General features: G+C 63.4%; 15 protein-coding genes, 1 tRNA gene and 1 pseudogene. 8 read left to right on the forward strand and 9 right to left on the reverse strand.

The genetic code is table 11. The annotated features are described in order from the left end of the window. Positions 1–81 precede the first annotated feature (81 nt). A complete protein-coding gene (locus H351_RS10525) occupies positions 82–1,305 on the forward strand; it encodes an erythromycin esterase family protein (RefSeq protein ID WP_081051148.1) in 1,224 nt (407 codons plus the stop codon). Between the two features lie 5 nt (positions 1,306–1,310). On the opposite strand, the gene H351_RS10530 is transcribed toward H351_RS10525, so the two are convergent. Further along, on the reverse strand, positions 1,311–2,435 hold the full coding sequence (locus H351_RS10530; protein WP_019744827.1) for a serine hydrolase domain-containing protein: 1,125 nt from the start codon (positions 2,433–2,435) through the stop codon (positions 1,311–1,313). A gap of 250 nt (positions 2,436–2,685) precedes the next feature. Here H351_RS10530 and H351_RS10535 point away from each other — a divergent pair, with 250 nt between their 5' ends. The 4 genes and pseudogenes from H351_RS10535 (at position 2,686) to H351_RS10550 (ending at position 6,575) form a co-directional block, all read left to right on the forward strand. Further along, complete coding sequence (locus tag H351_RS10535; protein WP_029255974.1) at positions 2,686–3,219, forward strand: NlpC/P60 family protein; 534 nt, start codon at positions 2,686–2,688, stop codon at positions 3,217–3,219. A 65-nt stretch (positions 3,220–3,284) separates the two neighbouring features. Then, a pseudogene (locus H351_RS10540) lies at positions 3,285–3,972 on the forward strand (response regulator transcription factor). Further along, on the forward strand, positions 3,969–4,964 hold the full coding sequence (locus H351_RS10545) for a HAMP domain-containing sensor histidine kinase (protein WP_029255973.1): 996 nt from the start codon (positions 3,969–3,971) through the stop codon (positions 4,962–4,964). The pseudogene H351_RS10540 and the gene H351_RS10545 overlap by 4 nt, the downstream one beginning before the upstream one ends. Positions 4,965–5,072: 108 nt before the next feature. Next, a complete protein-coding gene (locus tag H351_RS10550; RefSeq protein ID WP_232816881.1) occupies positions 5,073–6,575 on the forward strand; it encodes a DUF4153 domain-containing protein in 1,503 nt (500 codons plus the stop codon). 73 nt (positions 6,576–6,648) lie between these two features. On the opposite strand, the gene H351_RS10555 is transcribed toward H351_RS10550, so the two are convergent. Next, on the reverse strand, positions 6,649–8,985 hold the full coding sequence (locus tag H351_RS10555) for an arylsulfatase (protein ID WP_029255971.1): 2,337 nt from the start codon (positions 8,983–8,985) through the stop codon (positions 6,649–6,651). A gap of 205 nt (positions 8,986–9,190) precedes the next feature. Between H351_RS10555 and H351_RS10560 the strand changes: the two genes are divergently transcribed. After that, entirely contained in the window at positions 9,191–9,859 is a 669-nt protein-coding gene (locus H351_RS10560; protein ID WP_029255970.1) for a TetR family transcriptional regulator, read from the forward strand. 50 nt (positions 9,860–9,909) lie between these two features. Next, the gene (locus tag H351_RS10565) at positions 9,910–10,827 is read left to right on the forward strand and encodes a TauD/TfdA dioxygenase family protein (protein ID WP_029255969.1); all 918 of its coding nucleotides are present in this window, start codon (positions 9,910–9,912) and stop codon (positions 10,825–10,827) included. Between the two features lies 1 nt (position 10,828). Here H351_RS10565 and H351_RS10570 read toward each other — a convergent pair whose 3' ends face one another. After that, positions 10,829–11,791 (reverse strand): formylglycine-generating enzyme family protein, encoded by a 963-nt coding sequence (locus H351_RS10570; RefSeq protein ID WP_037119734.1) that lies wholly within the window; start codon positions 11,789–11,791, stop codon positions 10,829–10,831. 49 nt (positions 11,792–11,840) lie between these two features. Then, positions 11,841–11,916, reverse strand: a tRNA-Arg gene (locus H351_RS10575). Between the two features lie 242 nt (positions 11,917–12,158). Here H351_RS10575 and H351_RS10580 point away from each other — a divergent pair. Next, complete coding sequence (locus tag H351_RS10580; protein ID WP_029255967.1) at positions 12,159–13,538, forward strand: LLM class flavin-dependent oxidoreductase; 1,380 nt, start codon at positions 12,159–12,161, stop codon at positions 13,536–13,538. A 9-nt stretch (positions 13,539–13,547) separates the two neighbouring features. Here the strand turns inward: H351_RS10580 and H351_RS10585 are convergent, their stop codons facing one another. The 5 genes from H351_RS10585 to H351_RS10605 all read right to left on the reverse strand — a co-directional run bounded on the left by H351_RS10585 (position 13,548) and on the right by H351_RS10605 (position 18,461). Continuing rightward, positions 13,548–14,564, reverse strand: coding sequence for a winged helix-turn-helix transcriptional regulator (locus H351_RS10585; RefSeq protein WP_029255966.1), 1,017 nt, complete (start codon positions 14,562–14,564; stop codon positions 13,548–13,550). A gap of 81 nt (positions 14,565–14,645) precedes the next feature. Further along, a complete protein-coding gene (locus H351_RS10590) occupies positions 14,646–15,512 on the reverse strand; it encodes an acyl-CoA thioesterase (protein WP_020908689.1) in 867 nt (288 codons plus the stop codon). Further along, the gene (locus H351_RS10595; RefSeq protein ID WP_029255965.1) at positions 15,509–16,333 is read right to left on the reverse strand and encodes a DUF1295 domain-containing protein; all 825 of its coding nucleotides are present in this window, start codon (positions 16,331–16,333) and stop codon (positions 15,509–15,511) included. Before H351_RS10595 ends, H351_RS10590 begins: the two co-directional genes overlap by 4 nt. Continuing rightward, positions 16,330–17,253, reverse strand: coding sequence for an SDR family NAD(P)-dependent oxidoreductase (locus tag H351_RS10600; protein ID WP_020970396.1), 924 nt, complete (start codon positions 17,251–17,253; stop codon positions 16,330–16,332). Before H351_RS10600 ends, H351_RS10595 begins: the two co-directional genes overlap by 4 nt. Next, on the reverse strand, positions 17,250–18,461 hold the full coding sequence (locus tag H351_RS10605; protein ID WP_029255964.1) for an acetyl-CoA C-acyltransferase: 1,212 nt from the start codon (positions 18,459–18,461) through the stop codon (positions 17,250–17,252). Before H351_RS10605 ends, H351_RS10600 begins: the two co-directional genes overlap by 4 nt. Between the last annotated feature and the right edge of the window lie 47 nt (positions 18,462–18,508).

Here is an 18,508-nt window from a genome sequence, read left to right on the forward strand (position 1 = left end):
CGGTATGCCCCAGGTAATTGTTGTAAAAGTTTCACTCGAATCTTCAACGATACTGTCGAAGGCAGTCCACCTTCGAAAGGGATGATCATGTCCACTGCCCCAGCGCTGAGTGAGTTCGGCCGCCAACTCGAAGACGCGGCAAGTCTTGGTCGTGCCGTCGACGAACTGCTCGCAGCGCGAAGCGAGGTGCCGGCTCTGCTGGCTCTCGGCGAGCCGACTCATGGGATCAAGGCTTTTCCGTTGCTGCGCAACGAACTTCTCGGCCAACTGGTCGAACGAGGATATCGGTCGATCGTGCTCGAAACAGATGCCTTTGCGGCATTGCTTGTCGACGGCTACGTGAACGGGGGAGAGGCGGACATCGAGAAGGTGCTCGCCACAGGCTTCAGCCACGGATTCGGCGCGGTACCGGGAAACCGCGAACTCGTCGAATGGCTACGCGAGTACAACGACGGCCGCGCTCCGGCTGACCGAGTTCGCTTCTACGGCTTCGACGCTCCGGTGGAGTACTCCGGTGCACCGAGCCCGCGCCGCGCACTGTCTGCGGCAGGTGACTTCCTGCCCGCCGCGTTGCGGCCGCAATCTCTCGACGACGCCGACCTTTTACTGGGTCAGGACGCCGACTGGACCAACCCGGCGGCGATGTTCGATCCGGCTGCGTCCGTCGGCAACTCCGATCATGCTCGCGCTCTGCGCATCATTGCGGACGACCTCGGCAGCGTCCTGCGGCGCGCCGCACCAGTGCTGCGACCCGCCGACCCGGCCGGGTACGACCTGGCCCTTGCACATTCACGCACCGCTCTGGGGCTCTTGCGCTATCACTCCGCGATGGCGAGTTCCGCTCCTGATCGCATCGGAACACTGCTCAGTCTGCGTGCCGAGATGATGGCCGAGAACCTGCTGGCGGTCGTCGCCCAGGAGCAGCGACGCGGGCCGAGCCTGCTGTTCGCACACAATGCCCATCTCTTGCGAGTGCCGTCCGACATGCCGGTCAACGGCGACGTGGTCAGTTGGGGGAGCGCCGGCTCACTTGTCGGACTTGTCCTCGGGGAGCGTTACGTATTTTTGGCAACCGACGCCAACCCCGACAGTGATCCGGGCACTCTGCAGGGAGCGTTGGCCGATGCGACCGGTCGGCGTGCCCTGTTCTCGACTCCGGCCCTGCTAGCCGCGCTCGGCCCGTCGATCACCGCGGGAGAAGCGATCCTGCCAGGGCATCTGCCGCTGAAACCTTCGGAGTTGGACGGCGCCGACGCGGTCATCTTCGTCGCGGATACCGACGGGCAGCGTCATCAGTACTGGTAACAGCGTCAGGGGCAGAGCGCGTGCGAGAGTATCGCGACGGTGTCCGGTTGGTCCTTCGGCGTCGACGTCAGCGTCACGGTGAACGCACGATCCGGCGTCGCACCGGACAGCGTGTAGTACCCGTAGATCCCGCCACTGTGGCCGGTATAGGTGACGCCGCAGGGAAGTTCGGTGGCGCCGACGCCCATCCCGTACCCGAGCCCCTCGGCTTCGGTGGCGCCGACCTGAGGGGTGGTCATCTCGGCAAGCTGCTCGGCCGGCACCACCTGCCCGTCGAGTAGCGCACGCCAGAAGGCGTTCAGGTCTGTGCCCGTCGAGACCATCGCTCCGGCAGACCAGGGGATCGACGGTTCCGTGCGGGAAACATCGGTCAGGCCACCATCGAGATCCTGATAGCCCGTCAGGTGATCGCCCCTGATGTCGCGCTCACCGGCCGCCGGGAGGTACGTGTCTTCCAGGTCCAGCGGGTCGAGTATCCGAGACTGAAGTTCGTCGGCGTAGCTGCGGCCGGTCACCGATTCGACGAGCATTCCGAGAACGATGTAGTTGGTGTTGGTGTAGACGAACGACGTTCCGGGGACGAATTGCGCCGGTTTGCCGAGGGCGATGGCGACCGCGGCGGACGGCGTCAGCGTTCGGTCCTCGTTTGCGGCAATCCATTCGTCGGCGCCGGGTTCTCCGGCGAACTCGGGTAGGCCGCTGCGATGTTGCAACAGTTGCCGCACGGTGATTGCGCTACCGTCTGTGCCACTGCCGTCCATGTCACTGCCGTCCATGTCACTGCCGTGCAGTAGGCCCGGGAGGTACTGCTCGATCGGTGCGTCGAGGTCGACCTTGCCTTCGGCCACCAACTGCAGGACGAGTGAAGCGGTGAATGTCTTTGTCACACTTCCGATCCGGACCCGATCATTCTTGCCGATCGAATCGCCGTTGGTCCGATTGGGTACGCCGCTGGTCATGACAGCCGTCGTGGTGCCGTCGTCGAGTGTTGCGATCGACCCGACGACACCCGACCTGGTGAGTCCGTCGAGATCCGATTGAATCTCCACTGCGCGCTGGAGCGTCGAGCAACCGATCAGCGCCGTGGTGGCTCCGATGATGACCGCGGCGACAAGGAGGTATGAGCGCATGATTTCGAATCTAGGGATCCGCCGGCTCCGACGGATCCAGGAAATCCCCGATCATTCCCTGATCTTTGCCAGGCCGGGACGTAAGGCCTGTTTGTCGAAAACCGACAAATGGGATCAATGATTCCTGTCCGAACACCACGTCTACGCCGTTAACATCCGAACGAAGTGTTTGTTTTCACGTGTCTTACCAGTTCACGGCTATCGAGGTGCGCTGCCGCGCGCCGAAACGACTCCCACGAAGGACGGATGCATGAAGAAGTCGACACTCCGCACGGGAACGGTCGCTGCTCTGCTGACCGGAAGCGTCCTGTTGCTCTCCGCTGCCCCCGCCTCGGCCGACCCGGGAAGCCTCGGTAGCGGTGGCAGTAGCGGGAGCTCCGGCAGCCTGGGAAGCGCAGGAAGCATCAGCAGCGGATCAGCCGCCCTCCCCATTCCGAGTCCGGCAGGCCTGATCGCGCTGGCAGCAGCGAGCACTCAGACCGGAAAGCCCTACCAATGGGGCGGAGTCGGGCCGAACTCGTGGGACTGCTCCGGGCTGGTGCAATGGGCGTTTCGGCAGGCCGGAGTGAATCTGCCACGGACCAGCCAACAGCAGGCCAACGTCGGACAGCCGGTTCCTCGGTGGGCCCTCGCGCCCGGCGACGTCATCACCTTCTACCCCGGTGCGACGCACGTCGGCATCTACGCCGGATTCGGAATGGTGTTCAACGCCTACGGAGTTGGTGTTCCGACCGGACTGACGCCGCTGGCGGATCTGCCGATCAACAACATCCGCAGGTTCTAGAACCTGCACAGAACCTTCACAAGTCCTCCCAGGTTCATCCACGAGGGCCGAATACAGTCAGTTCCATGAGTCAGCGAAGAGTGCTCGTGGTCGACGACGAGGTCAGTATCTGCGAGTCCATCGCAGCGAGGCTGCGTGCCGAGGGCTACGACGTCGAGTTGGCATTCGACGGCCCCAGCGCTGTGACCCGCTGCGAGCAGATGGATGCCGACCTAGTGGTGCTCGACGTGATGATGCCGGGATTCGACGGCCTCGAAGTTTGCCGCCGCATCCAGGCCGTGCGCCCGGTGCCCGTGCTGATGTTGACCGCTCGTGCCGATGAAACCGACATGCTGATCGGTCTCGGCGTCGGGGCCGACGATTATCTGAGCAAGCCGTTCAGCATGCGTGTCCTCGTCGCCCGTGTTCAGGCATTGCTTCGGCGCGCTGATCGTGCGGAGCACGCTGCTCGCCCGGTGGCCGACTTGCTCGAGTTCGGCGACGTCGTGAATCGACCTGACCGAACGTCGAGTGCGTCGTGATACGCAGGAAGTCCACCTGACTCGCACCGAATTCGATCTCATCGCCTACCTGGCGGAGCGGCCGCGAGCGGCGATCCCGCGGGAGTCGCTGCTCGAGGAGATCTGGGGCTGGGGTGAGGGAGCGGGTAGTCGGACCGTCGACAGCCACGTCAAGGCTCTACGACGCAAGCTCGGACCTTCCGTGATCCGGACCGTTCACGGCGTCGGGTACGCCTGGGACGTGCCGCGATGAGCGGCGTCGACCGACTCTTTGCACGGTGGCCGCGGCCGCTGGACCCGATGCGATCGTTCAAAGTGAAGGTCGGCCTCCTGGTTGTCGCAGCGCTGTTGTTCGCCGCGGGCGGTTTCTGGCTGACGTCGCAACAACCGTTTCGTTTTGCTCTCCTGACGGCGTTGGTTGTCGCTCTCGGAGTTACACAAGTGCTCGCACACGGAATGACGTCACCGCTTCGCGAGATGACGGCCGCGGCGAAGGCGATGGCGCGCGGCGATTATTCGCGGCGGGTGCGAGCGACTTCCCGCGACGAGGTAGGCGAACTCGCCCATGCGTTCAATCGGATGGCCGAGGACCTCGGGGCCGACGACCGGTACCGCCGCGAGTTGATCGGCAACGTCTCCCACGAATTACGGACGCCCATCACCGCTTTGCAAGCCATGCTCGAAAACGTTGTCGACGGTGTCGAAGAACCGGATCCGGCGATGATGAAATCGGCGTTGCGGCAGACGGAACGACTGGGAGCGCTGGTGGCCGACCTTCTCGACCTCTCGAAACTCGAGGGCGGCGCTATGCCGTTGAAGCGCCGCCGTTTCGAGGTCGAGCCGTTCCTACGTGAGCTGTCGAGTGTGAGTGCGGGCGACATCGAGATAGACGTCAAGCCTCCGAAATTGTCCGTGGTAGCCGATCCGGATCGCCTCCATCAGGTGGTGACCAACCTGGTGGACAACGCGGTTCAGCACGGGAACGTCGACACGAAAGTTGTCATCCGAGTACGTACCGGCAGTGCAGGGGAGTTGGTGCTCGATGTCCACGACGACGGCCCCGGCATCGAGCCACAAGCCCGTGAGCGAGTGTTCGACCGCTTCATCCGCGGCGGATCGACCGACGGGGGTACCGGGCTCGGCCTCGCGATCGCGAAGTGGGCGGTCGAATTACATGACGGCAGGATCGCCGTCGTCGATGCCCAGTCGGGCTGCTGCATTCGAGTAGTGCTGCCGCAGAGCTGAATCAAAGTTTCCAACGAGATCGAGAGATCTCGCGATGGCGCATGCCTTCATCAGGCATTCGCCCGTAGTTCCGAACCCGAAATTTGAACCCGAAACATGGGAGATCACATGAGCGCTCCAATAGTCATTCCGCCGAAAGCGCCGATACCGGTTGCAAAACCCAAGCGACCCAGCCGGTTCTGGCGTCCCGATCGCACGTCGATGGCCACCCGCTCGATGCTCGTCGGCGCGAGCGGCGTTGGGGCGCTGGCGGCCCTGATCCTCGATCCAGGTTTCGTGAGTATCGCGTACGTCATCGTCGGTGTCGGCGTGGTGATCGTGTTCGGGATTCTGACGCCGCCGCGGATGTCTGCGACGCAGTGGGCCGCCGCGATGGGGATGCTCGCACTTCTGGGCGTTGCCGCCGTTCGCGGTGCGGAGTGGTTGGTGTTCCTCTGCGTCGTAGCTGCGTGGGTTCTGTTCACGTGGACTCTGATCGGCGGGCGGACGTGGACCGGAATACTTCTGGGAATGTTCGCTCCCTGGCGGGCACCCCACCGTACGGTCAACTTCGTTCGTCGTCGAAAACTTGCTACCCGCTCTGCTCCGCGGGTGCCGGCGGCGCGAGTTGTCGTCGTGAGCGCAGTGTCGATTCTTCTCCTGCTGATTTTCGGATCTTTGTTCGTGAGTGCGGATCCGGAGTTCGCGAAGATCTTCGGCGGCTTCGCTCCTGCCATCTCGGTGTCGAACCCGGGGGCACGGATCTTTGCCGGCGTGGTGATGGCGTTCGGCACGCTGGTTGCGGTGTACCTGCGTCGCAGAACGCCGACGGTGGACGCGTTTGCACCTGCGCCGGCGACGCCGTTGCCGATGTGGGAGTGGGCGGTCCCGCTCGGAGTGCTCAACGTGCTGTTCCTCGGTTTTGTTGCAGTACAGACGAAGACGCTGTTCGGGGGAGACGAGCACGTACAGGTGACCGATGGACTGACCTACGCGGACTACGCGCGTGAGGGTTTCTGGCAGCTCATGGCGGTTACCGTGCTGACGCTGCTCGTCATCGCCGTCGCAGTGCGGTACATCGACCGCCGCGACGCTGGATCGAGGCGTCTTGCCCGCGGACTGCTGGGTGCCCTGTGTGTCTTCAGCCTGGTGATCGTAGCGTCCGCTGTGCACCGGATGTGGTTGTACGAGAATCAGTACGGTTTCACGGTGCTCCGGGTCAGCGTCTTCGCGACAGAGTTGCTTCTTGGCTTCGTGTTCGTGTTGTTGCTCGTCGCAGGTATTCGGATGTCCGGGAAGTGGCTGCCCACAGCTGTTCTCGCCACTTCGGCCGTCGCGCTGCTTGCCTTCGCGGTGTTCAACCCCGATGCGTACATCGCGCAAAAGAACGTGGAGCGGTTCGAGGGCGGCAAGAGCATTGACGTTTCCTACTTGCACGGGCTCTCCGTCGACGCGGTACCTGCCTTGGATCGTCTACCGGAACCGCAGCGTTCATGTGCCTTGAGCAGATATCGATTCGGAGTGCCGGGTACCACTGCGCCCTGGGAGTTCAACGCAGCGCGTGAGAAGGCGCGCGACATCCTGGAAGCTCGCCCGGTCGGGCCGTGCCTGCAGATGTACACGGTCGGATAGACGCAGGGCGATTGTGCAGGCGCACGGCAGGTATCGCGCGCGGCTGCACAATCGGCGAGCGTCGCCTGTTCGATCAGTGCACGGCGAGTGAGATTTTCTCTCGTTCCTCCGCGGACACCACGTCGCGGGTGGAGCGTAAGTCGATCGTCACGCTGCTGAGTTTGCCGCCGTAGCGGAACGTGCCCTTGTCCGCGAACTCTTCCGCGACCGGGCTTCCCCGGTTGATGCCGACGTCGAGCTGTTCGTTCATGCTGAAGATCGCCCGAGTGGTCTTCTCGATCCGGCCCTCGGAGACCACCTCGCCGTCGACGCTCAGGGTGGCGGTTCCACCCTTGCCGATTCCGCCGCCGTCGTACTCGAAGTGGACGGACACCTCGCGCGCATCGGGTGCCAGCGGGTTGCGCCCACGCACGAAGGTCCGACCACCGCCGCTGAAGTTGTAGCAGTAGACGGGGACGGAATCGAGTATGTACAAAGCGAATCCGCCGAACCGGCCACCGAGGCTGACCAGCATGCCGTCGGCGACGCTACCCAGACTCGCGGTCAGCGTGTACGAGCGGTTGAAGAACGTCGGCGCGGCTTTCTCGACCAGACCGTTCATGTGTGGGTACAGCGTGAGGGTCTTGCGGCCCATCATCGGATGCGGGGGTCGTGATTCCGCGGTGGCGTGGCGACCGACCGTTCTGTCGTCCAGCGGCAACACCTGATATTTGGCCGCCTCGACGAGGAACTTTTCCTTGAGCCGGGCCAGGATCTCGGGATGCTCGTCCGCGAGATCGCGGGCCTGCGACCAGTCGACCGAGGTGTCGTACAGCTCCCAGCGGTCTTCGCTCATCGGTGTGAGCTCGAGGCCGTGAGTGGCCATCAGCCAGGGTGCGCGGTGGGCCGTGACTGCGGTCCAACCGTGATCGTAGATTCCGCGGTTGCCGAAGATCTCGAAATACTGTGTGGTGTGGCGCTCTTCGGCGTCGGGCTCGGCGAAGGTGTAGTTCATCGCCACGCCTTCCATCGGTTTCTGGGCGACCCCGTCGACGCTGGTCGGTGCCGGAATGCCGGCAGCTTCCAGGATTGTCGGCGTGATGTCGACGCAGTGATGCCACTGCTCCCTGATTCCTGGCTTGTCGATCCCCTTGGGCCAGTGGGCGATCAGACCGTTTCGGGTACCGCCGTAGTGGGACGCAACCTGCTTGGCCCACTGGTACGGGGTGTCGAGAGCCAGAGCCCACGACGCCGGATAGTGCGGGTAGCTGGTTTCGGTCCCCAATTCGTCGTAGCGCGCCAGTACGTCGGATGTCGCACTCTTGTAACCGTTGAGGCCGGCGAGGTAGTTGAACGAGCCCTCCATGCCGCCCTCGGCGGAGGCGCCGTTGTCACCCATCATGTAGAGCACCAGAGTGTTGTCGAGTACACCCATTTCCTGCAACCGGTCGACGAGCCTGCCTACCTCGTCGTCGGTGTGCTCGAGAAATGCCGCGTACAACTCCATCAAACGGGCCGAGACCTTCTTCTGGTCGTCGTCGAGTTCGTCCCAGTGTGGGAGCCCCGGAGCCCACGGGGCCAACTCGGTGTCAGGAGCGACGACGCCCAGTTCCTTCTGCTTGTGGAGGGTGATCTCACGTTGGCGATCCCACCCGTGATCGAATTCGCCGACGTACTTGTCCAGGTAGCGGTCCGGGACCTGAAGTGGAGCGTGGCACGCGCCGAAGGGGAGGTAGCAGAACCACGGCTTGTCCGGGTCCATCGTGTTGACGCCCTCGACCCATTCGATCGCGTGGTCGACGAGATCTTCGGACAGGTGGTAACCCTCCTGTGGCGTCTTGGGTAAGTCGACCATCGTGAAGTCCTCGTAGAGAACCGGGGTGAACTGATCGGACTCGGCACCGAGAAAACCGTAGAATTTGTCGAAACCCTCACGGACCGGCCACCGATCGAACGGCCCGGCAGCGGTGGTCTCCCACGTCGGGGTCTGGTGCATCTTGCCGAAAGCGCCCGTCGCATAGCCGTTTCCCTGCAGGACGCGTGCGACCGTGGCGGCAGAGGCGGGGCGGGTCCCGTTGTATCCCGGTGCCGCGTTGGCCATTTCGGAGATGACACCCATACCGACACTGTGGTGGTTGCGCCCGGTCAGTGTGGCGGCACGCGTCGGCGAGCACAGAGCCGTGGTGTGGAATCGGCTGTATTTCACGCCGGTTTCGGCCAAACGCTCGGCGGTGGGGGTGCGGCACGGGCCACCGAACGCGGAGGGTGCGCCGAATCCGACGTCGTCGATCATGATCAGCAGCACGTTCGGGGCCCCGACCGGCGGGCGAAGCGGTTCCGGGCGGGTGTACGGGGGATTCTGATCGGGGTAGTACACGGCGGCCGCGACGTTCGGCGTCTCGGGAATGATCGGGATGGAATGGCGATTCACCAGCAGGCTCCTTGGCGTGTGCAAAACCGGGTCGATTAAGCAGTCGTCTTAATTTGGAGCGTATCGATCGGAATTCAGTTGGCGGCGTAGGTCTCGCTGACTGGGACAATCACCCCTGTGAGTGGTTAAGGAGTCCCTGCACTCCCTAACCGCGCACAGGGGGTGGGTCTTGCGGAATTAAGACAGTGACTTATATGGTCGGTGCATGCCCGCCTCGTTGGATGCCAAGAATGCCATGATCGCCGTCGCCGAGCGGATGTTCGCCGAGCACGGTATTCACGAAGTGTCCATGCGGGACGTGGCGACTGCGGCCGGGCAGCGCAACAACTCTGCAGTTCAGTATCACTTCGGCGGGCGAGACGGTCTGGTGCTGGCCGTATTCCGGCATCGGATGGATCAGATCAATGCAGCGCGACTGACGTATCTCGACGACGTCGACGCCAGTGGGCGGACCGACATGGTCCGTGCTTTGGTCGAAGCCTTCCTGTATCCGCTTGCCGATTTCATGGCGACGGTCGACGGGTCCAACTATGCGCGGTTCATCGCGAGAATTTCACCGTCAGTCGATACACAGAGTGCTGAGTTTCGCGAGGTCAGTGAAGGAATCAACGAGGTTGTCGGCAGGTTGACGCGGGCGTTGCCGCATCTGCCCCGCCGCGTCGCGGTTGAACGGATCGATCTGACGTTCAACATGAGCGTCTCTGCTCTGGCCATCTTCGAGCAGCGCCGCGAAGACGAAAACCCGGTTGTGCAGGCAGATTTCGATACGACGGTGGATCATCTGGTCGATCTCGCGGTAGGAGCACTGACCGCGCCCCAAAGCGCACACAAACGCACACGAGCAAAGCGGGTGCACGCGTCGACTGACGTGTGACCCCGCGACACGTCACGACACGACACGACACGACAGGACGGAGTCATTCGATGGCTACCCTTACATCATCACGAACAGTCCAAATCGGCAATCACACAATCGAATTCGGACCACGCGGAATGAGGCGCAATCCGGAAGGCGTTGAATCGAGGCCGTACGAGCGGTTCACTCTGACACCCGTCACACCGTTCATCGGTGCCGAGATCAGCGATATCGACTTGCGTGATCCGTCGGAGGAGCAGATCGAGGACGTGCGCCGGGCCCTCCTCGAATGGAAGGTCGTGTTCTTTCGGGACCAGCCGATTTCGAGCTTGAATCATCGTGACTTCGCGGCCCATTGGGGTGAACTCGAGGTTCATCCACTTCTCCCGCAGGGAGAGGTTCCGGCAGTCGTCAGATTCGAACGCGGAGAGGACAGTCCAGGAACCGAGAACATCTGGCACGTCGACGTCACCTGGACGAAGACGCCGCCACTCGGTTCAGTACTTCGGGCGATCGACGTACCGCCTGCCGGTGGTGACACGCTCTGGGCCGATATGGGTAACGCCTTCGACTGCCTCCCCGACGAGATCAAGGACTTGATCGACGGCAAGGACGCCATCCACGATTTTGTACCGTCCTTCGGACGCGGCATGAGTCCGGAGAAGTTGGAGCAGATGAAGGAGCAGTACCCGCCGGTTCTGCATCCGATGGTGCGTAAGCATCCGGAGACCGGGCGTAAGACTCTGTTCGTCAACAGCCTCTTCACCACCCACATTCCGGATATGGATCCTGTCGAAGGCAACGATCTGCTCAACCTGCTGTTCGCGCAGGTCAAGGTCCCGGACTTCCAGTGCCGCTTCAAGTGGGCGCCGAATTCCATTGCCTTCTGGGACAACCGGGCCACCCAGCACTACGCTGCGAGCGACTACTTCCCTCATCGCCGCGTCATGGAGCGGGTGGCCATCCTGGGGGACCGGCCCTTCTGATCTACTCCTGCGGAATGCGGATGATGCACCGGAAGCCGACGTGGCAGGTCGAGGACTCCTCGGATTCGCCCTGCCGCGCGGCGGGGCGATATCGCAAGCAGTAGTTCGGTGCACACAGATGTGAGCCGCCTTTGATCACCCGTCGTGCGTAGGGTTGGCCGGCCAAGGCCTCGGTGGCGAACTCCGCGCGGGGATTGCGAGGAATGCAGCACGACGAGACCGGCGCGACGTTCTTGGAACTGTGGGCGTGGTCGGACGTGTAGTGATCGGCCGTCCATTCCCACACGTTCCCGGCCATGTCGAGCAGTCCGTAGCCGTTTGGCCGGAACTTTCCGACCGGAGCGGTGCGCTCGTACCCGTCCTCGAGCAGGTTCTCCCAGGGGAACTGGCCCTGCCATACGTTGCCACCGGGCCGCCCGCCCGGAGAGTCGTGATCGCCCCACACGTAGGCCTGGCGATCGAGTCCGCCGCGGGCGGCAAACTCCCACTCGGCCTCGGTCGGGAGTTCCTTGCCGGCCCACGCGGCGTAGGCCTGGGCGTCGAAGTACGACACGTGGGTGACGGGGTGCCGTTCACGTCCCCCGATGTTGCTGTCGGCGCCCTCGGGATGGCGCCAATCGGCGCCGGGGGTGAACGACCACCACTGGGTGTAGTCGTCGAGTGAGACCGGGCCGGGTGGTGAAGTGAAGACCAACGATCCCGGGACGAGGAGGGCTGGATCGGCGTCGGGATAGTCGGCGGCATCCGGGGCGATTTCAGCAGTGGTGACGTGGCCGGTTGCCTTCACGAAGCGTCGGAACTCGGCGACTGTCACCGCCGTCGTGTCCATCCAGAATCCGTCGACGGTGACCTGGTGAACTGGGCGTTCTTCCGGATAGAAGTCTTCGGAGCCCATCCAGTACGTCCCACCCGGGATCAAAGACATGTTCTTCGGTGGAGTTGCCGTGGAGTGAGGCGTCGTCATGAATTCAAGAATGGCACGTTGGTCACGCCGATGTGGGGAGAGTCCCACCTGGTGCCCTCGGCAGGATTCGAACCTGCGACCCTTCCTTTAGGAGAGGAATGCTCTATCCCCTGAGCTACGAGGGCGGGGAGCGTACCGACAAGTGCTGAAAACCCTGTGCTGCCGGGGTTTTCGCTTCCCGATACTGCTGTTGCATCCGATCGACCTGTCGGCACGAAGCCTCGGGCGTCACAGCTGCGCTAGTCAGTGTAGCGGCCCGCCGACGAGGTCGCGAAGTCGACGGTATCGCCGGGTGCAAGCAGGAGCCGAACCGATCGCACTGATCGCAATGGTGGTCACTGCGGTGCAGGCACGGCATGGTGCGGGAATGACCCGCAGAATCCGCTTCAACGCCTTTGCCATGAACTGCGTCGCCCACCAATCGCCAGGTCTGTGGCGCCACCCGGAGGACCAGTCGTCCAGGTACACGGATCTGAGGTACTGGACGGAATTGGCGAAACTCCTCGAGCGTGGACGATTCGACGGGCTGTTCCTGGCCGACGTGTTGGGAACGTACGACGTGTACGGCGGCAATCACGACGCAGCACTGCGGCAGGGCGCGCAGGTACCGGTCTCGGACCCGCTACTGCTGGCCTCGGCGATGGCGGCCGTGACCGAGCACTTGGGCTTCGGTATCACCGCAGGTACAGCTTTCGAGCATCCGTACCCGTTCGCTCGGCGCTTGAGCACCCTCGACCACCTGACGAACGGGCGAATCGGGTGGAACGTGGTCACCGGATACCTCCCGTCGGCCGCACGGAACATGGGCGAGGACGACCAACTCCAGCACGACGATCGCTACGACCACGCGGACGAGTACCTCGAAGTTCTCTACAAGTTATGGGAAACGTCGTGGGAAGACGACGCGGTGGTGCGTGACAGAACCACCGGGGTCTACACGGACCCCTCCAAGGTTCATCCGATCGAGCACGAAGGCAAGCACTTCACGGTTCCGGGCATCCACATCTCCGAACCTTCTCCGCAGCGGACGCCGGTCATCTTCCAGGCCGGCGCGTCGCCACGCGGGGTTCGGTTCGCCGCGGAGAATGCGGAGGCGATCTTTGTGGGTGCACCGACAAAGGCGATTCTCAAAGACACCGTTGCCCGAATCCGAAACGAACTGACGAAGGTCGGGCGCGATCCGTACTCGGCCCGCATCTACACACTGTTGACGATCATCACCGACCGAACCCCCGAGTTGGCCCAGGCGAAGCTCGAGGACTACCGCAGCTACGCGAGTAGTGAAGGTGCACTCGTTTTCACCTCGGGGTGGATGGGAATTGATCTCTCCGGATACCGGGCGGACGAGCCGATCGGGAACGTCGAGAGCAACGCCATTCAATCCGCGGTCGCATCGTTTCGTCAGGCCGACGAGAAGGGCGGCGAATGGACGGTGGGAGACATCGCGGAGTGGGCGGGTATCGGCGGGCTCGGCCCGATCGTTGTCGGTTCCGGCGCGGAGGTCGCCGACGAGTTGCAGGAGTGGGTTGCCGAGACCGACGTCGACGGTTTCAATCTCGCGTACGCGGTGACTCCTGGAACCTTCGAAGACATTGTGGAGCATGTGATTCCGGAGCTGACGAGGAGGGGCGCCTACCAGAGCGACTACGAAGCGGGGACGCTGCGCAACAAATTGTTCGGGCGAGGGGACAGGCTGCCGCTCGAACACCGAGGCCGGAGCTTCGACCGGATCCGCACTGCCGGCTGAGTGGGGATCTCAGGACCAGCCGGACCCCGGCACGTGCACCGAGGTGGTGAGGTCGATCGCCTCGATGTCCGAAGACCTCAGTTCCTCACCACACGCACTACAACCCAGCCTTGCTTCGAACCGCTTTCCACACGCCTTGTGATGGAGAACGATGTCCGGACCGTCCGCGGATCTGAACCAGCGCTGACCCCACGAGATCATGCACATCACGACGGGGAAGTACGCGGTTCCCTTGTCGGTGAGTCGATACTCCGACCACTGTGGGCGATCCGGAAGCGGCCGCGTTTCCATCACACCGATCTCGGTGAGGTGCTTCAACCGATCGGCGACGATTGCCGGCGGCGCACCGGTGATCTCGGCGAACTCTCCGTAGCGACGGGCACCGCGGAAAGCTGCCCCGATGATCGCTGCCGACCAGCGATTGCCGACGAGTTCCATCGTGTGAGCCAGGATTTCCGGTCGGCGTTCGGACTTGGTGGAGCGGCGCCTCGACGTTGCTTCGGGCACACTGCGTGAGAAGTCCCCACTCGGCCCCATTCGGGAGTCCAGGGATCGCACGTCCGCGTCCTCGCCGCACTCCTTGCAACGCAGGATCGGAGTGAAGTCGTTTCCGCAGGTGCTGTGCCGCAGCGGCGGTAGTGGCGCGATTTCATTCGGTGCCCACTGCTTCTCCCACGACCACATGGTGATGAGGACCGGCCAGATCGACTGGCCTTTGCGAGTGACCGAGTATTCGTGCCTCGGCGGGTTCTGCTGGTACTCCCGGCGCTCGAGCATTCCGCCGGCCGTCAGGACTGCCAACCGTGAGGACAGCACGGAGTTGGAGATTCCCCCGAGAGCCAGCCAGTCGTTGTATCGACGCGATCCCAAAAGGGCGAACCGCAGAATCCAGAGGTTCCACTCGTCTCCCAGTAGCCCGAGCGTGACCGCCAGTGCGTTGGGTCCGCCCGCAGGCAACTCGGTGACGCCCACCGACGGCGTGGGTGTCGGAGATCCGGCCGACGCCGAAGATCCGGTTGCATTCACTCGTACCACCCCGAAATCATAGGCCGCGAACCCTGCGGCACCGCGAGACCGTACCGAGTGGTCTGCAGAAAGAGTCGGGAATCACTCGATACGGGCAATGAGTAACGCTTCCTGGGTGATTTGGCAGATCTGGAGTCCGGACTGATCGAAGACCGCGGCATTCACGACTGCTCTGCCGGCATGAGCAGTGGGTGTCGAATGCTCGAAGAGGAGCCACTCGTCCGCTCGCACGGGACGCTGAAACCACATCGTGTGATCGAGGGACACGCCCGTCCAATCCGTATCGAGCGAGTGCTCCTGCCCGATGTCGTAGCCGTGCGGAGTCAGCGCGGTTGCCATCAGCATCAGATCACTGGCATAGGCGAGAGCAGCGACGTGAATCAGCGGATCGTCGCTCAGTCGCTGAGCCGAACGCATCCAGATGTTGCGCGGAGGCGCCGCCGAATGCGTCGTGGGGGACTGCGAATCGAGGGGGGACACACGAATCTCGATGGCGGAGAACTCCTCCCACACCTCACCCAGCCCACCGTCTGCCTCGGCCAACTCCTGCAACGTCACGCACTCAGCGGGCGGGAGTGCGGCGGGTACGGCGCGACTGTGAGTGATGCCCTCGTCGATCGAGGAAGCAGAGACCGTCGAACGGCAGACGAGTCGTCCGTCCTGGTGGACGTCGACGCCTCTGGTGGACAGGCGTTTTCCATCCCGAAGGCGATCTACCGAGAACTCGGTTGCGCGATTCGTCGACCCCGGGCGAAGGAAGTGCGTGTGGACGGAACTGATCGCTTTGCCGTCGGTAACCGTGTGCCCGGCTGCGAGAATCGACTGGGCTACCAGTTGGCCGCCGAACAATTGAGGTAGACGAACACCGTCGTTCGACCCCTGCCACCGGTCCGGGCCGGTCGATTCCAGATCGAAGACGTCGGCGAGACCACTCGTGGGGGCGCTCACGACGCGTGGTTTCGTGCCGGACGGGGCGGACGGGGAAAGAAGCCACTGGTCCGGGCGACGTAGTCGTCGTAGGCCTGGCCTTTGCTCTTGCGCATGCCTCGTTCGAGCAAGGCCTTACCGCTGTAGCTCACCAGTAGTTTGATCATGACGATCGGCGAGACGATCGTGATCAGCGCCAATGGATCACCAAGCGCGAGGATGAACAGTCCGACCCAGACACATGCGTCGCCGAAGTAGTTGGGATGCCGGGTCCAGGCCCAGAGTCCACGATCCATCACCATTCCCGAATTGGCCGGATCTGCCTTGAATCGGGAAAGTTGGTAGTCACCAACCGATTCGAAGACGAAGCCGACGGTCCAGACTGCGATGCCGATCGCGCCGATGACTCCGAGGGCGCGAAACTCGTACATCGCGAACTGGACGGGCAGCGACACCACGAGAATGAGAACGCCCTGGAGGCCGTAGATTTTGCGAATCAGGAACGGAACCAGCGGTCCCTGTTGATGTTTGAGTAGGGCAGTGTAGCGCTTGTCCTGCCCGTGCCCACGGTTTCGGAAACCGATGTAGAGGCCGAGTCGCATTCCCCACACCACGGTCAGAGCCAGCACCACGAGGCGACGCAGATCGTTGCCGTCCGATCCGATGGACGTCAGGTACGAGACGACGGCGACGACGGCGAAGCCAGGCCCCCAACAGATGTCGATGATCGAGTGATTGTTCATCCGGATGGCTACGGCCATCACGACTGCGATGAAGACGAGCACGGCGAGTGCGCTCACACCGAAGTTCAGTGCAAGGTCGCCCAATGGGATGTCGGTCATGCGCGCGCTTTCTGATTGTGGTGGTCGAGCAGTTCGGAAGCGAAGTCCGCGAAGGCTTCCTGTGCGCTCGGATAGGTGTGAGGAGTGCCGAGCCGGCTGGTCACGAGCAGTGCGTCGAGCGCTTTGGCATCGAGTTCTGTGGTGGTGGGCAAGAATTCGGTCGAGCCCTCGACGGCGTCGGCCGAACGCACTCCGTTACCTGCGGTGACGATCACCTGCCCGTTGGTCGTGGACTCGGGATCGACGAGAGCAGTGACCACCGGGGCTACCAGGTCGGCCCCCATGATGTCGATGAATCGTGGGTCCATTCCGGACTCGGTCATCTGCGTAGTGGCATAGGGCAGTACGACATTGGTGAACACATTGCGACTCGCGCCTTCGCCGGCCGCGGTGCGGCCCAGTGCGATGACGGCACCCTTACTGGCGGCGTAGGCGGACACGGTGGGTTCGCCGTGCAGTCCTGCGGTCGAGGCAATCATCACGATGCGCCCGAATCCGGCTTCGCGCATGACTCGGGAGGCTTCAGCGGCAACCAGCGCGGTCCCGACGACGTTTGTCGTGATGACGGTGCTGAGGTTCTCGGCGGTGGTGCGATGGAGCATCTGTGGACCGCTGACCGCGGCGCTGGTGATGCAGAAGTCGAGTCGTCCGAACCGAGTGAGAGCGTCGTCCACCAACTTTCGACCGACCTCGGGGTCGGTGACGTCGTCGTGGTTGGCGACGGCGTGGCCACCGGCTTCGAGGATTTCGTCGACGACCTGATCTGCAGGGCCCCGGCCGCTCCCGTCGAGTGTGCGATTTCGATTGTTGACGATCACCGTGACCCCTCGGCTCGCGAGATGCAGTGCGACGGCACGGCCGAGGCCCTTACCCCCTCCCGTGACGACGGCAACGCGGCCCGAGAGTGAACTGGCGGTCACGAGGCGATCCGTTCGACGAGCACCGCGACTCCGACACCGGCGGCGCCGCTGACCGCGGCCACACCGTAGCGTCCGTCGCTCCGTACCAGTTCGTCGACGCACGCGCCGACGAGAATTGCTCCGGTGGCGCCGAATGCATGGCCCATCGCCATCGTGCCTCCGTTGGGGTTCATGCGGTCCGGCCCGGCGTCAAGATCGCGGCGGAACCGTAGGCAGAGCGCGGAGAAGGCCTCTGCGAACTCGAACACGTCGATGTCCTGTGGACGAAGCCCGGCTCGAGCGATGACTGCCTCCACGGCGCTCTGGCCCGCCGTGAGCATGAGAACCGGATTCACCGAAGTCGAGGCGGATCCGATGATCCGTGCGCGAGGGGTCAGGCCGGCTCTGGCCGCGGCTTTCTCGGATCCGAGGAGTAGTAGTGCTGCGCCGTCGGCCATGGCGGGAGAGGATCCGACGGTGTGCAGGTGTTCGATCTTGCCGACCTCAGGGTAGGCGGCGAGCGCGAGTGCATCCTGACCGGCGGCGCCGAGCCCTTCGAAGGCCGGAGGCAGCGCGGCGAGTCCCTCTGCCGTCGTCTCTGCCCTGACCAGTTCGTCGTGCGCGATTCCGGCTTCACCATTTCTGCCGGGAACGGGCACAACGGACCGCTCGAATGCGCCGTTGCGCCAGGCCTCGGCAGCCTTGTGCTGGGTTTCGACGCCGTACGCATCCAACTCGTCGCGGGAGTACCCCTCGATCGTGGCATTCAAGTCGGCGGCAACACCCATATGGATGGAGCCGATCCGCGCGATGGTTGCCGGGTCGGTCCACAGCGGTCCGCGATCACTGAACATCGGAGTGCGGGAGACGCTTTCGACGCCACCGGCCACGACGAGGGAGACGTCGTCGCTGCGAATGCGGGCTGCGCTCTGGCCGACTGCGTCGACGCCGGATGCGCAGAAACGATTGAGGGTCGCGCCGGGAACGGAATCGCCCCAACCGGCAAGGAGTGCGGCAGTTCTCGCGATGTTCGCGCCCTGCTCGTCCACCTGCGATGCGCAACCGAGAACGACGTCGTCGATCTGTTCTGCGGCGAGGTTCGTTCGACCCTGCAAAGCCTTGGCCAGGTGGACGACAAGATCGACTGGGCTGTGTTCGTGGAGGGCACCTCGCGTCGATGCTCGGCCGCGCGGTGTGCGCACGTAGTCGAGGACAAAAGCATCAGTCATTTTCAACCCTTCAATTAGTAGAGTTACTCTGCTAGTTGTAGTACGGT

Source organism: Rhodococcus erythropolis R138, from assembly GCF_000696675.2.
GTDB classification, from domain to species: Bacteria; Actinomycetota; Actinomycetes; order Mycobacteriales; family Mycobacteriaceae; genus Rhodococcus_F; species Rhodococcus_F erythropolis.

Coding starts and splice junctions, on each gene's coding strand:
- H351_RS10605 (WP_029255964.1), bottom strand. CDS start 18,461: ATGACTGATGCTTTTGTCCTCGACTACGTGCGCACACCGCGCGGCCGA.
- H351_RS10560 (WP_029255970.1), top strand. CDS start 9,191: ATGCCCGCCTCGTTGGATGCCAAGAATGCCATGATCGCCGTCGCCGAG.
- H351_RS10530 (WP_019744827.1), bottom strand. CDS start 2,435: ATGCGCTCATACCTCCTTGTCGCCGCGGTCATCATCGGAGCCACCACG.
- H351_RS10550 (WP_232816881.1), top strand. CDS start 5,073: ATGAGCGCTCCAATAGTCATTCCGCCGAAAGCGCCGATACCGGTTGCA.
- H351_RS10545 (WP_029255973.1), top strand. CDS start 3,969: ATGAGCGGCGTCGACCGACTCTTTGCACGGTGGCCGCGGCCGCTGGAC.
- H351_RS10565 (WP_029255969.1), top strand. CDS start 9,910: ATGGCTACCCTTACATCATCACGAACAGTCCAAATCGGCAATCACACA.
- H351_RS10525 (WP_081051148.1), top strand. CDS start 82: ATGATCATGTCCACTGCCCCAGCGCTGAGTGAGTTCGGCCGCCAACTC.
- H351_RS10595 (WP_029255965.1), bottom strand. CDS start 16,333: ATGACCGACATCCCATTGGGCGACCTTGCACTGAACTTCGGTGTGAGC.
- H351_RS10580 (WP_029255967.1), top strand. CDS start 12,159: ATGACCCGCAGAATCCGCTTCAACGCCTTTGCCATGAACTGCGTCGCC.
- H351_RS10570 (WP_037119734.1), bottom strand. CDS start 11,791: ATGACGACGCCTCACTCCACGGCAACTCCACCGAAGAACATGTCTTTG.
- H351_RS10535 (WP_029255974.1), top strand. CDS start 2,686: ATGAAGAAGTCGACACTCCGCACGGGAACGGTCGCTGCTCTGCTGACC.